The following is a 13,645-nucleotide window of genomic DNA, read 5'->3' on the forward strand; positions in this document are numbered from 1 at the left end:
TCGGTGGAGGAACCAGGCTGGCCAGCCGGCGGGAGCAGCTCCATCCCGGTGAAGAGCAGGTACGTCGTATCGTCCGGCAGCGGGCTCTTCATTCAGTAGGCGACGCGGCCATTCTCCGCTCGTGACAAACGCTCCAGCGTCAGGTGCACCGCGCGCAGGAAGAGGGTGAGGCGTCGGAGAGCAGTCTCGCATCCTTCAGCAGCATCCACCGCACCCGGTGCGGAAATGACAGCGTCCACTGCCGTTAGGGCACGTGTGGCAGCACCCGCTCCAGGGACTGGAGGCGCTCGGCGGTGAGGGGGAGCGGGGTCTTGCTGGCGAAGGACTCCTCGGCGAGCCGGGCCGACTTGAAGCCGAGCAGCACCTGGGCGGCCTGATCGCCCCGGCGATCCATGGCGGCGGCGGAGCCGTCCAGGAGGATGACATGGTTGGTGTCACCCTTGCGCCGTGCGAGGCCTCCGACGACGCGCGCCTCCCGAGGCGGAGTGTCGTAGGTGTTCTGGATGATCTCATCCCAGCCGTCCTGCGCGGGAGGGTGGGCGGAGAGCTTCACGGGGAGGGCGAAGTCGGGACGGGTCTGCTTCCAGGCCTCGGCGAGGGCACGCTCGGCGGAGGTGCCGGGCACCTCGAGCAGCGTGAGGCGGAGCTCCCGTTCGGGGTCCTCGAGCAACAGCCGCCCGTGGTCCTCGGTGACGTACCAGCCGGCGGACACGGTGAAGGGGATGCTGGAAGCCGTCCGCATGGGTGTGGCCGCCTCGAGCTTCCAGGCCCGCGCGGCGGAGGCCGGGGGCGCGGAGGCGGTGGCCTGGGGCGTCGGGGTGGAGGACGGCGGAGTGACGGTGGTACTGGCTGCGGTACACGAGGTGAGCAGCAGGAGGGGAAGCGCGCGAATGCGCATGGACGGAAGACTCCGGTCGGAGAGAAGGGGGTGGCCGCGATAACGCACGGGCGCGAGCCCGATTGCCTCGCGAGCGCCCCATGCCGCCGATAAGCCCGGGGAAGCCGAGGCGTCCGCTCCCTGGGAGGTAAGTGTCTGCAGAGGAACAGTGCCGCTCAGGGCGAGAAATCGAACGTCGGCTCGCGCGTCGAGCACTTGAGTGCTCGAAACCTGGCGCGGTATGCGAATCGAATATGGAAACCAACCTGCTTCATCGGGGCCGTCTCATCGACCATCTCCACCTGGTCGTGCGAGATCTCGCAGTGAGCAAGCGCTTCTACTCGGCCATTCTCGGCGCGCTGGGCATTCCCCTCGGCGGAGAAGGCGCGGACTACTTCTGGGCGGACGAGCTGTTCGTATCCTCCGAGAGCTCTCGCGCGGCGGCCGGAGCGCTGACCGGTCGAGCGCACTTCGCCTTTCAGGCGGCATCTCGCGAGGCCGTCGAGCGCTTCCACGTCACTGGCCTGGAGAATGGCGGCCGGGACCACGGAGCTCCGGGCATCCGTCCCTACCATCCCGGCTACTACGCGGCCTTCCTGCTCGACCCCGATGGAAACAACGTGGAAGCGGTGTTCCATGGGCCCGCGAATCGAAGTGCCGAGTCGATCGTCGTGAAGTTTTGAAGGTGCTCTCGTGAGATTCGGTAGCTACGGTTGGCGACTCGAAGGGACGCGGTTGACCATCCGGCGTGAGCGCGGAGCGCGGGAGATTGGGTTGGGTGTGCTCGGGCTGCTGCTGGCCACCGGCATCGGTCTGGTGATGAGGTGGGCGACGTTGGACGTCCAGGGGTTGCTGCTCCTGGTCCTCTCGGCCAGCTACGGCGTGAAGCAACTGCTGAGCGTGTGGCGGGTCACCCTCTACGGAGAGGCGAGGCGGGTCGTCTCGACGTGGGGACTTGGCGTTCCGCTCGTGAGGCGGACGAAGGGGCTCGGGGAGTTCGAGCGCGTGGAGGTCATCACCCCGGCCAGTCGACCCGAGGGGCGCGAGAGCTTCTCTCGCTGCGAGGTGCGGCTCGCCGGAGCGGGCGCGTCCCCTTTGCGTCTGGCCGACGGCAACGATGAGGGCGAGGCGCTCGCGCTGGCGGAGGCCGTGGCTCGCCTCGCTATCCTGCCGCTGCGGGTGGATGAGGGTCGGGCGCGCCCCCTGGATGAGTCCCAGGCCGCGGCTCCGGCCCAGGCGCTGGCGGCGTCCTCCGCCGAGCCCGAGGTACCGCGCTCCCTCCCTGGGGATAGCCGCATCGTGGTGCGGCAGGAGGGGAACCAACTGGTGGTGGAGCTGCCCGCCCCCGGTTGGACCGGAGGGTTCCTGCCCCAGGCCATCGCGGGTGGAGTGCTGGTGGCGGTGACGCTTGGCTTCTTCACGTACGCCTTCTGGCATCGCGCCGCGCTGAGCTCCGTGATGGGCGCCATGCTCATGCTGCCCCTGATGACGGGCGGAATGGGCGGCTTCTTCCTGTGGACTGCCTGGACGGGGGCTACCGCCGCGTGGCGCATCACCGCGTCCCGGCCGGGGCTGGAGTTGGTGCGGTTCGGGAGCGGAGAGGCGCGGCCAACGCGGATTCCGCTGGAGCACATCCGGGACGTGGACGTGCGTCTCCACTCGGAGGGAGGCCCCAGGGTGGGGGTGAGCAGCGAGCCCACGTCGCCCATGCTCATCATCGACCGGACGCAGGGCGGACTGGTGGCGCTCGGGGTGGGCCTGCCACGCGAGGAACTCGAGTGGGTGGCGGATCGCCTGCGCCAGGTGCTGGCCGAGGTGCGGCGCCAGCGCACGGGGTAGCGGACCGACGGGCTCGGGGCGTCTACGTTGCCTTTCCGGGAGTGCGCATGGCTCCGAGGACGAGCTCCCGGAAGAAGCGCGCTCCCTCATCGGCATGGGTGCGCTCGTGCCAGAGGAGGTGCATCTGAAAAGGCGGTGGGGCCACGGGCAGCTCGACAATCCGCAGGGGGAGGTGTTGGGCGAGTGCCTCCGCCACGAGGCGCGGCAAGCCGGCGAGCAGCGCTGGGCACCACCAGGGAAACGGACCGCCGCAGGCCATGCCGCTGGAAGAAACCTTCGATGAAGCGGTGCCCCACTTCTGGCCCTTCGATGGAGAGCCAGATGTCCACGTACAGCATCCACCTGTCCACTGGCGAGTCCATCGGTGGCCTCGAGTTGCTTCTCCAACGCCGACATCTCCTCGTCGAGCATGGACCGTGTAGGGCAGGTCGGGACCCATGGACTTCCGGGGGCCCAAAAGCACCGCCGTCCCGAAAGGACTCATGGGGATTCCCCGGGGTTCCACGCCTGGTCCTGATGGCATCTGCTCATCCTGATGGGAGCTGTTCAATATCTTCTCAGATTTCATTCAGTCGTCGACGAGAGCTTTGGTGTCAGTGTCCGAGTGCTCTCCAGGTGGAGTGATCCACCGGCTCTGCGAGTGCCCAACGGTCCTCGTGCTCCAGCCATCGTGCGACGCCAGCGTACCTCCAAGGCTTCTCCGGTGCGGTCCGGGTCAGCACGAATGCGGTTTCCGCCGGGCGGCGATCTTCGATGCGTAGGTTCAGGCGATCGGGTTCGGTAAGGGTTCCCTTTTCGGTCACACAGAGAAAGAGATGGCCATTGATGCGCCCGGTTTTCGGCGGAGAGGGCAGCTCGAAGGCACGAGCGGTCTCCTCATCCGTCATCCGTTCGCCCGTGGCGGGTCCGAGTTTCGCGGGTGGAATCACTTCGACGAGAAGGGCAACGGGGACCACATCCTCCGTCGCCTCGAAGGACGGCCGCGCCGGATTGTCGGAGCGCAGCATCCACCGGTCGCCTTCTCGGATGATTCGCTTGACCTGGTACCCATAGCCCGCCGCATCCGGCACTTGCACGAGTGCCACCTTGCCCTCGACCGCGCCGATACCCGCGGCTCGGGCGTAGCGCATCACGAGCCAATCACCGTCTCGAATCGGTCGCTCGCCTCCGTCCATGGAATCGCCGAACGCGCGTACCGCGAACAGCCCTTCGCCAGTCGTTTGGACTGGCAGGCTCACCCCGCCTTATTCACGAGAGGTGCAGGAGGATGACCGGAAAAGGAGGGTGACGCGCCTGACCTCCCGAGTGGTAGAGGGGTGTTGTTCAGACATCCACCACCACAAGGCAGGAGGCGCGTCATGGGTGAAATCCTCAACGACTTCGGGCTGGAGTTCAACGGCTCCGTGAAGCTGGAGGCGAGGGCGGAGCGGTTGACGTCGGAGGCAGGTGCGGTGCTGCTGAGGGAGGTGGACGAGCGGTTGGGGCTGACGCGCTGGCTGGGGGAGATGTTGACGGACACGCGAGACGAGAAGCGGATAACCCACTCGCTGAGGGAGTTGGTGCGCACGGACCTTCTGCTGTTGGGGCAAGGGTGGAGAGACCACGACGACGCGGACGCGCTCAGGAGGGACGCGGCGTTGAGGTTGGCGGTGTCGGACAGCAAGAGCAGCGTGCCGCTGAGGGGGAAAGAGGGGGGAGCGGAGGGGTTGGCCTCACAGCCCACCTTGTCGCGGCTGACGGCCATGTTGGCGCGAGAGGAAAACCGGAAGGTGCTGCACGAGGCGCTGGTGTGGCAGACGGGGCGGAGGCTGAGGGCGCAGCAGCCCAAGGGCCAGAAGCTCAAGCAGGTGACGGTGGACGTGGACGGGTTGCCGGTGGAGGTGCATGGGCACCAGGAGGGCAGCGCGTACAACGGGCACTACGGAGTACGCATGTACCACCCGATTGTCGCCAGTCTCGCCGAGACGGGAGACCTGCTGGACGTGAGGTTGCGCGAGGGAAACGTGCACAGCGCCAATGGAGCGCTGGAATTCATCGACGAGTTGCTGGGGCGAGTGGAGAAGGAGGTGTGTGAGGTGGCGGCGGTGCGCTTCGACGCGGGCTTTCCCGAGGAGAAGCTGCTGGCGAAGCTGGAGGAGCGAGGCACGCCCTACGTGGCGCGCGTGCGCAACACCAGCGTGTTGCAGCGGGAGGCGGCGCTGCCGCGCTTCATGAATTCGGGAGTGCCGCTGGGGGAGCCGGGCACCCACCTGTACGAATGGGAGTACCAGGCGCAGGGCTGGAGCCGTGCGCGGCGCGTGGTGTTGGTAGTGCTGGAGAGGAAGGACGAGCTCTTCCCGCACGCCTTCTGGCTGGTGACGAGCTGGAGCAAGGAGCAGATGCCGGCACAGGCGCTGCTGGAGCACTACCGCCAACGCGGCACGGCGGAGGGCCACTTCGGAGAGCTCATGGACGTGCTGGCCCCGGCGCTCTCCTCGGCCAGACGGCCCAAGTCCAAGTACCGGGGGCAGCCGCCCGTCCAGCGCGCGGTGTCCATCGACGCCTTCGCCAACAACGAGGTACGCCTGTTGCTCAATGCCCTGGCCTACAACCTGGTGCACGCCGCGCGCGTGCTGATGGAGCAGGCCACGGGCGAGGGCTGGGGGCTGCTCCGTGTGCGCGAGCGGGTGCTCAAAGTAGCCGCGCGGGTGCTGTTACACGCCAGAAGAGTGGTGCTGGTCATTGGCCGGGAGTCGGCCAGCCTCTGGCAGAAGCTGTGGACGAAGCTGGGCTCGCTGAGCACAGCGCAAATCACGTAGCTGCCTGGAGTCAATTGCAGCTCACGTGTCGCACTCTCCCCACTCCCCTCTCCATCTCCTCCTGCTTGCTACCCGCTGCCCCGGGGCGGGCTTCCTCTGCCTTGTGCCCGATAACTCAACCCAACGCGCTCGACCTCAGCCTTCATGCATGTCTTGAGCCAGTCGTCGCGAATATGGTGGGCTCACGCGCTCTGCCTCTGGAGCGCTCTCTAGCGCCACGGAGAGGGTGGCTGCTCCCGCCGCGGCACGGATGCTTGGGAATGCCACGAGCGTTCCCCTCTGAGAGAGGGGTATCACCTCCGCTTCGACGGGGGCCACGCTCCAACCATCAAGTCCGGGAGTGAAGCGGACGTGGAACGCCGTGCCCGGCAGACCCACCGTGGGACCGAACCAACGCCGCAGCAGGTCCGGCAATGTGTTGCGATCCGTTCCCACCGGCCGTGCCACATTGCAGAACTCCTTGGCCATCCGGAATCGCCAGGGACTGCCATCCGGCAGCCTCACGTCCGTCTCGCCCTCTGGCAGGTCCGTTCGTTTCGTGCGTGATGGCAGCTTGATGATGGGGTCTCGCGCGTTTCGAATGATCTTGGCTTCGAAGGCAGACCCGAGCGTCTCCATGCGCTGCCGGGCGCGGTACTGCGCGAGACGGTAGTCCACCAGCTCGCGTGTCAGGTTCAGGAATGCTTCCCCCTCACTCTCGGAGATGGGGAGACGTGGAACGAACCGATTTGCCTCCACCCGGAACCACGGGCCTCCAACCCACGCCTGGACCGGATTGTCCTTCCAGTATTTGAGGAAGGTTTCCGGCTTCGGGTTGCGCCAGTCCTCTCCCAGCGCCTTGACTCCTTCGATGTCCCTCAGCAGCTCCGGCGAACGCCGCAGGATGGCCAGGCTGCGTTCGGCCAGTTGCGGAAGCGGCATGCCCACTGCCAGCGCTCCGGCTTCGAGCAGCGCCTCCAGCGACACCATCTTGAAGCTCTTGGTCATCTGCGTGGTTTCGAGCTCATCGAACCACTTCGCTCCGGCTTCCAGGGCGCGGGTCTCCTCCGGAGTCAGGTCTCCCTCGCTCCGCACGAAGGGCAGCCATCCCCCATGTTCGTCACGCAACGTGGCAGGTCGATACCCCATCCGGTACAGCTCTCCCGCGGTGGGCCTCCTCCCCCAGGTCTCCCTCAGTTCGCGGTACACCCGCTCCACTTCACCGCGCCCGCTCGGCAATAGCTTCGCCAGCAGTTCCTTGGCCTCCAATTCCACCTGAACCGAGCAGCCCGGAGGTAGTTCGGGAGCCTTTCCATCCACGAGGAAGTCGCGCAGCGATAGCCGTTCCGTTGCATTCGCCAGTACCAGCAGTGCGCGCACCCGTTCCAGGAACACCCGGTGGTTGCCGACGAAATCGATGACCGTGACCGCTGGTTTGCCCTCGACCTTGCGGAGCCCGCGTCCGAGTTGCTGCAGGAACACCACGGGCGATTCCGTGGGCCGCATCATCACCACCCGATCCACGCTCGGCACGTCCACGCCCTCGTTGAAGAGGTCTACCGAGCAGACCGCGTCCAGCTCGCCACCCGCCAGCTTCCGAAGCGCCTCCGCCCGGTCATCCGAGCCTTGCGCCGAGTGCACGGCCATGACCCGAATGCCCCTGCCCTTCAGCCAATCCTTGACGTAGTTGGCGTGCGACACCGAGCAACAGAAGACCAGGGTGCGCGTTGCACGGTGCTCCTCCCATGCCGACCACATCCGCTGCATGCGCGCCTCCGTCTGCACTGCGGCCGCGAGCATCTCCGGGTCGAAACGCCGGTTGCGCCAGGGAATGTTCTCGTACGCCACATCGTCCTTCAGGCCGTAGTACGTGAACGGCACCAGGAGTCCGCGAGCGATGCCCTCGCCCACATCCGCGCGATAGGCGAGATGGTCGTCGAACAGGCCCAGCACATCACCCTCGTCCGCGCGCTCCGGCGTCGCCGTCAGCCCGACCAGGAACTCCGATTTCAGGCTCGCCAGGATGAGCCGGTAGCTCGCCGCCGCCGCGTGGTGCACCTCGTCCACGACCACATAGTCGAAGAGGGGCGCTTCCCGGAGCCTCGTGAGCCCCTCGGGCCGAGACAGTTTCTGCACCGAAGCGAAGACCACGTCCCCTTCGAGACTCGACTGGTCCGCGACGAACCATCCGAAGCGCGATTCAGGGAACTGCCGGCGGAACGTCTCCGCCGCTTGCGCCAGCAGCTCCGCCCGGTGTGCGAGAAACAGTACCCGTGCCCGTTGCTTCCGAGCCTTCTGGAACGCTTCCACGTCCAACGCCGCCAACAGCGTCTTTCCCAGCCCCGTTGCCAGCACCACCAGTGCTCGCTGCCGCCCTTCGAGCCGGCTTCGTGCCAGTGCCACGAGCGCCTCTTGCTGGATCGCATGAGGCTGGCGAGGTCGCTCCGGGAGCTCCACCTCCGCGTCATCCGATGGGGGGCGGTAGGTTTCCCGCCGCGCTCGGGTCGCGTATCGCTCCACCCAGGCCGAGTCGAAGCGCAGCGCCCGCGCCCACCAGCTTTCGAACGCCTCCACCACCTGTTGCCAGGCTTGTGGATCCCGATCGCGCTCGACGCGCAGGTTCCACTCCACACCCGTTCGCAAGGCCGCATGCGACACGTTGCTCGAGCCCACGAATGCCGCCGCGAACCCCGGTCCCTCGAAACGCCAGGATTTTGGATGGAACGAACACCCCAACGCTCCCGTTTCCACGACCCGCGCCTCGAAGGAGCCCCGGCTCGTCGCGGAGCGAGCTTCGCCCTCGTCGAGGCGCGCCTCGCTCTCGTTCATCCAGTCCAGCAACCGGCGCAATGCCGTTGCCTGGGTAATGGCGAGGTAGTCCCCTGTGAGGATTCGCACCCGAGCGCCTCGGGCCAGCGCTGCTTCCACGGATTCGCGCAGCACCTCCAACCCGCTGTCCTGGACGAAGGCCGCCAGTACCGCCACCTCCATGGCTCGCGCGAACAGGGGTTCCAGGTGCCGGAGGAATGGATCCTCCAGGCCTCCCGTGGCCAGGGGCTTCGCCGAGGTCGCGAGATAGTTGCCCTTGCCTGGAATGACGTGACGGACTCCTCCACGAGGATCCGCCATGTCCCCCCGGTAGCGAGGAATCACGTGCACGTGGAGGTGGAACACCGTCTGTCCGGCCGCTTCCCCCACGTTGATGCCCACGTTGTACCCGTCCGGCTTGTGGCTCGCGTCCAGGCCGCGCTTCACCTCGTCCACCAGATCGAAAAGGGCCCGCTGCTCCTCCTGTGTGGCCTCGAACCATGTGGCCACGGGCCGGCGCGGAATCACGAGTGTGTGCCCCGGGCTCACCGGGTAGCGGTCCCGGATGGCGAAGCCCAACGCGTTGGAGGCCACCCACTCGGCTTCAGGGATCTTCAGGAAGGGGGAACTCACGCGCGCACCGTATCGCAGGCGGACCCTTCTTCAGAACCACCGCGGCAGGTCTCGTTTCGGGGTGTAGCAGGGCATTGCGAGGTGCGCTCGCCCGAGACACCACCGAGGAAGCACTCGGGGCGTCATCGAGAAGTTCGACTTCATTGCCTACGAGACCTGGACGGTCTGTATGACGGCGGACGTCAACTCACGGAGGTGACTTCTCAAGTCGCTTCTCGAGGTGCATCCTCCGGCCGCCATGAGCACCTACCAGTACTACGAGTTCAAGGCCGTGGACCGGCCGCTCACCTCCGCCCAGCAGGCCGAGCTGCGCAAGCTCTCCTCTCGCGCGAAGATCTCCGCGACCCGCTTCGTCAACTTCTACAACTATGGAGACTTCCGCGGGGACCCGGATCGCTTGATGGAGCGGTACTTCGATGCCTTCGTCTACGTGGCCAGCTGGGGCTCCCGCGAGCTTCAGTTCCGCCTACCGCGCAGGCTGTTCGACCCCGCTCTCGCTCAGCCCTATCTGCGCGAGGACTTCGTCTCCCTGCGCACCAAGGGCGAGCACGTCATCCTCAAGTTCCGTGTCGACCAGGATGATGCAGACTGGGAAGAAGGGGAGGGATGGCTCGACGAGCTCCTCCCCTTGCGCGAGGCGCTCCTCGCTGGCGACCTGCGCGCCCTCTATATCGGGTGGCTCGCTGGTGCGTCCGGGAGTGGGGACGAGAATGAGGATATGGATGAGGAGGACGAAGGGGACGAGGAGTTGGAGCCACCCGTGCCGCCCGGTCTGGGCGCGCGTTCCGAGGCGCTCAATGCCCTCGCCAACTTCCTCTTCGTGCCCCAGGACGTGATCGCCGCCTCCGCGAAGGCCAATCCGGCCCCCTTCTCCGAGTCCGTGCCGAAGCAGGCGCTGGCACAGTGGCTCTCCACCCTTCCCACCTCCGAGAAGGACTCGCTCCTCCTGCGCGTCATCGAGGGCTCGGAGCCTCTGCTCGGCGCGGAGTTGCTCCATCGGTTCCGGGCGGCTCATCCCCGTGAGCAGGTCGCCCAGGGCAGTGGGGCGCGGCGTACGGTGGGGCAGCTCCGGGCCGAGGCCGCTGCTCATGAGGTCGAGCGCGAGAAGAGCGAGGCCCGCAGGGCGGCCCGGGCGAGAGCTCGGGAGCTCGCGGCGCTCGCCGCGCGCGAATCGGAGGTCTGGCGCGAGGTGGACTCGCTCTTCTCCACCCGAAGCCCCAACGATCATACACGGGGCGTCCAACTCCTCGTGGACCTGAGGGACCTGGCCCAGCACCGGGGAACCCTGGCCGATTTCCAGAGGAGGTTCGCGGACATCCGGGATCGGAACGCACGCAGGCAGGGGCTGATGCGGCGGATGAATGAGGCCGGGCTTGGGTTGAGCTGATGCCTCCTCGTGGTTCTCGTCTATGGCGAGGAGGGGTAGTAGCGAGCCAGGACTCTTCCTTCTGGCGACACCGCATACAGCTCGAACCAATCGAACCCGATGGCGCCTTCCGGGAACTTCACTCCGCATCTGTCCGCTCGCCGGTTGATGCGGACGAAATAGAGACCTGCTTCCTGTCCGATCACCACTTCCATGGCCTTGGCCGAGTAGTCACACGTCCCGACGTACTCCTGTGGGACGCGGGCCAGGAGATGCTGGAGCGCGGCATTGGCGGCGAGGATGGCGGACGCGTCCAATGTCGCCAGTGGTCGTACCTCCTCCGGCCAGTGGATTGTGTCCTGGGTGGGAGGCGGTGGCGTCGTGGTGACGGGGATGGATTCCGTCGTGAAGGGAAGTGGAATCCTGATGCTGGAGATGAGTTCCGTGGCGTTGGCTCGGGGGCTCATTGTCCAGGCCAACAGCAACACGGACAGCATGACGCGATGCGGTTTGCGCATGTAGGGTCTCGAGCGGAAGGGGTTGCTCACGTGTCCGGACAGTTCCTGGCTTGTCAGCTATCGCATTTCGGGTGAGCAATCCGGCAGGACACCCTTGGGACTGAGAATGCTGGACGAGCGCGGCCTGCAGGTGGTCTGGAACTCCCATCGTTTTTCGTTCTCGTTCCACTTCCACACCTTTCCCTCTTGATTCCACTTATAGAAGCGAGGCTGGCTCTTGTGTCCGGTGGCGAGCCACCCCCACGCTGGAATCAACTCTCCTTGGGAGTCACGGAGCACCTTGCCACTGGGGCTGACTCCGTAGGCAACCATCACCCAGCTACCTTCGCTCGTCTTCAGCATGGGCCAGACGCTCAAGTCCTGGCTGCTGAGGCCGGACCCACAGGGGTGATTGTGGGCGTAGCCGAGGACAGGCACTTCCCGTCCGAAGTCCGAATCGTCGACCCCTCCGAACGGAGGCTGACACGAGCTGGCTCCTTCGAACACCTGCCGGATGGGCCAGGATACGCGCCAGTCCTGCGGGGTTCGGTAGATGGCGGCACAGTATTCGGATGCGTCCTGGCGCGGACGTTTCGTATTCGGATCGCAGGCATCCGACGCTCCTGGCAAATTCATCAGTCCCGTGAGGGTGGGGAGCACCAGGTCATCCGGGACGCTGGCCGTGTCCGAGATGACGGTGGGCACCTCCGGCCAGGGTCCTGGGACCACCGCCAGGAACAGGTTGCCCTCTAGCTTGGGGAGTTCAGTATGCAGGTAGTACCGTCGGGGGCCCGAGCACGCTGCCGCGAGGGTGAGCACGAGAACATGGAGGTAGCGCATGCAGTACCGACTCCTGGCCGTGGCGGAAAGGATGCCCGACAGCGGGAGGGCTCTGCCCACAAGCATACTTCACGGTGGGAGGATTCTTGGTTCGGGGCGGGCTGCTTTCAGGGGACGGCGAGGCAGGTAGACCCTCACCCCCGCCCCTCTCCCAGAGGGAGAGGGAGGTACGCCCAGTGTAGGCGGTCCGCCCCTCGTCCGGATGACCGCTGGGTAGCCCTGTGACAACGAACGTGGTGGGACGCTTTCCATCCGGTAGATTCTCCCCCGCCAGGGTTCCCTCCCCTGCGCATCGAGGTTGGGAGTTCCATGACGCCACTGGTGGAAGATACGGACGTGCTCATCTCCGGCTGCGGCCCGGTGGGCGCGCTGACGGCCAACCTCCTCGGTTTGTACGGAGTCCGCACCGTCGTCCTCGAGCGCGATCTCACCCCCCACAGCCAGCCCCGCGCCATCACCTGTGACGACGAGGCCATGCGCATCTACCAGGCCGCCGGCCTCGCCGACGTCCTCGATGCCCATATGTACACCTGTCCCGAGGTGGAGCTCGTCGGCGCCTCCGGCGAGCTCTTCGCCCGGCTCGTCATCCAGGGCACCGACTTCGGCTACGGCTACTCGGCCCTCCGCTTCTTCAGTCAGCCCTACCTCGAGCGCATCCTGCGCCTCGGTCTCTCGCGCTTCCCCCATGTCTCGCTGCGGCTCGGCCAGCGCGTCGAGGCCTATTCGCAGGATTCCCAGGGCATCTCGGTCACCGTCAGCGATGCCCGTGATGGTTCCGAGCGCACCGTCCGTGCCCGCTACCTCCTGGCCTGTGACGGGGGCCGCAGCACCCTGCGTCAGCTCGCCGGCATCGACATGGTGGGCGCCACCTACGACGAGGGCATGCTCGCCATCTCCCTCCTCCTTCCCGAGCCGCCTCCGCCCCTCTGCCGCATGGTGTGCGACCCCCATCGTCATGTCTTCGTCGCACGCTGTGCCGGTAACGAGCTGCGCGTCGAATGCATGATCCGCGCGGACGAGAAGCCCGAGGACCTGCTCAAGCCCGAGCGCATCCGCGAGTTCATCTCCCCCTACGTGGACCCCGATCGCGCCACCGTGCAGCGCGCCGCCGCCTACATCTTCAACCGCCGCGTGGCCTCTCGTTGGCGCGACGGGCGCCTGTTCCTGCTCGGCGATGCCGCCCACCTCATGCCGCCCGTCCTCGGCCAGGGGCTCTGCTCCGGCCTGCGCGACGCCGCCAACATCTCCTGGAAGCTCGCGTCCGTCGTCCACGGCCACGCCGACGAGCCGCTCCTCGACACCTACGAGCTGGAGCGCCGCCCCCACGCGGAGGCCATGCTCGAGGCCAGCGTGAACATGGGCCGCATCGTCCTCACCGGCAGTCGTCCGCTCGCCTTCGTGCGCGACAACGTCTTCCGGGCGCTCGACCGGATTCCCCGCGTGCAGCGCTTCATCCGCAACCTCGAGTTCAAGCCCCGGCCCCTCATCCCTCGGGGCTTCATGCTGGGTGGCTCCCGCGGCCACTCCCAGGCTCCCGAGGGCACGTACTTCCCCCAGCCCCGCGTGGGCGCTCCGGGTGGCAAGGAGGTGCGGCTCGACGAGCTGCTGGGCCCCGGTTTCTCCATCCTGGTGCACCCGGAAACCCGCGAGGCCTCGCTCCGGGCCGCGCAGGTGCTCGCCGAGGCCATTGGCGCCCGCTGCCTGCGCATCATCCCTCCGCGTTCCGGCCACGCCCAGCCCGGCGAGGTGGTGGATGTCGAGGGCAAGCTCGACACGTGGTTCCGTGAGCACCGCGTGGACATCGCCGTGCTCCGCCCCGACCGCTACCTCTTCGGCGCGGTGCGTGGCTCGCACCTGGCGTGGCTCTCCGCCGCGCTGCGCGGGTGGATCCACGGGCCCCTGCGCACGGTGGAGCCGGGCGCCCTCGAGTCCGCGCCCGCCTTCATCTCCTCGGTGGGCTGACGGCCGGACGGGCCCTCGGGGAATTCACGCCGGCCCCACCGGTTGG

The 13,645-nt window shown here is 66.9% G+C and carries 9 protein-coding genes; 5 read left to right on the top strand and 4 right to left on the bottom strand.

Going from position 1 to position 13,645, the window contains the following annotated elements; translation table 11 throughout:
* Positions 1-244: 244 nt before the first annotated feature.
* Complete coding sequence (locus JQX13_RS54325; protein WP_239014979.1) at positions 245-898, bottom strand: hypothetical protein; 654 nt, start codon at positions 896-898, stop codon at positions 245-247.
* 233 nt (positions 899-1,131) lie between these two features.
* On the opposite strand from JQX13_RS54325, the gene JQX13_RS21265 reads away from it, so the two are divergent.
* Both JQX13_RS21265 and JQX13_RS21270 read left to right on the top strand, forming a co-directional pair.
* On the top strand, positions 1,132-1,560 hold the full coding sequence (locus JQX13_RS21265; protein WP_203410755.1) for a VOC family protein: 429 nt from the start codon (positions 1,132-1,134) through the stop codon (positions 1,558-1,560).
* Positions 1,561-1,570: 10 nt separating this feature from the next.
* Positions 1,571-2,716: a hypothetical protein gene (locus tag JQX13_RS21270; protein WP_203410756.1), complete on the top strand. Its 1,146-nt coding sequence runs from the start codon at positions 1,571-1,573 to the stop codon at positions 2,714-2,716.
* 593 nt (positions 2,717-3,309) lie between these two features.
* Here the strand turns inward: JQX13_RS21270 and JQX13_RS21275 are convergent.
* On the bottom strand, positions 3,310-3,954 hold the full coding sequence (locus JQX13_RS21275) for a S24 family peptidase (RefSeq protein ID WP_203410757.1): 645 nt from the start codon (positions 3,952-3,954) through the stop codon (positions 3,310-3,312).
* 120 nt (positions 3,955-4,074) lie between these two features.
* On the opposite strand from JQX13_RS21275, the gene JQX13_RS21280 reads away from it, so the two are divergent.
* Positions 4,075-5,514 (top strand): IS1380 family transposase, encoded by a 1,440-nt coding sequence (locus JQX13_RS21280; RefSeq protein WP_203410758.1) that lies wholly within the window; start codon positions 4,075-4,077, stop codon positions 5,512-5,514.
* A gap of 135 nt (positions 5,515-5,649) precedes the next feature.
* Here the strand turns inward: JQX13_RS21280 and JQX13_RS21285 are convergent, their stop codons facing one another.
* Complete coding sequence (locus JQX13_RS21285; protein WP_203410759.1) at positions 5,650-8,934, bottom strand: DEAD/DEAH box helicase family protein; 3,285 nt, start codon at positions 8,932-8,934, stop codon at positions 5,650-5,652.
* Positions 8,935-9,172: 238 nt separating this feature from the next.
* Between JQX13_RS21285 and JQX13_RS21290 the strand changes: the two genes are divergently transcribed.
* Positions 9,173-10,321 (top strand): hypothetical protein, encoded by a 1,149-nt coding sequence (locus JQX13_RS21290; protein ID WP_203410760.1) that lies wholly within the window; start codon positions 9,173-9,175, stop codon positions 10,319-10,321.
* Positions 10,322-10,341: 20 nt separating this feature from the next.
* On the opposite strand, the gene JQX13_RS54330 is transcribed toward JQX13_RS21290, so the two are convergent.
* Positions 10,342-10,818: a hypothetical protein gene (locus JQX13_RS54330; RefSeq protein WP_239014981.1), complete on the bottom strand. Its 477-nt coding sequence runs from the start codon at positions 10,816-10,818 to the stop codon at positions 10,342-10,344.
* A gap of 1,128 nt (positions 10,819-11,946) precedes the next feature.
* On the opposite strand from JQX13_RS54330, the gene JQX13_RS21300 reads away from it, so the two are divergent.
* Entirely contained in the window at positions 11,947-13,599 is a 1,653-nt protein-coding gene (locus JQX13_RS21300) for a bifunctional 3-(3-hydroxy-phenyl)propionate/3-hydroxycinnamic acid hydroxylase (protein ID WP_203410761.1), read from the top strand.
* Positions 13,600-13,645 lie beyond the last annotated feature (46 nt).

It is taken from the genome of Archangium violaceum, from assembly GCF_016859125.1.
GTDB classification, from domain to species: Bacteria; Myxococcota; Myxococcia; order Myxococcales; family Myxococcaceae; genus Archangium; species Archangium violaceum_A.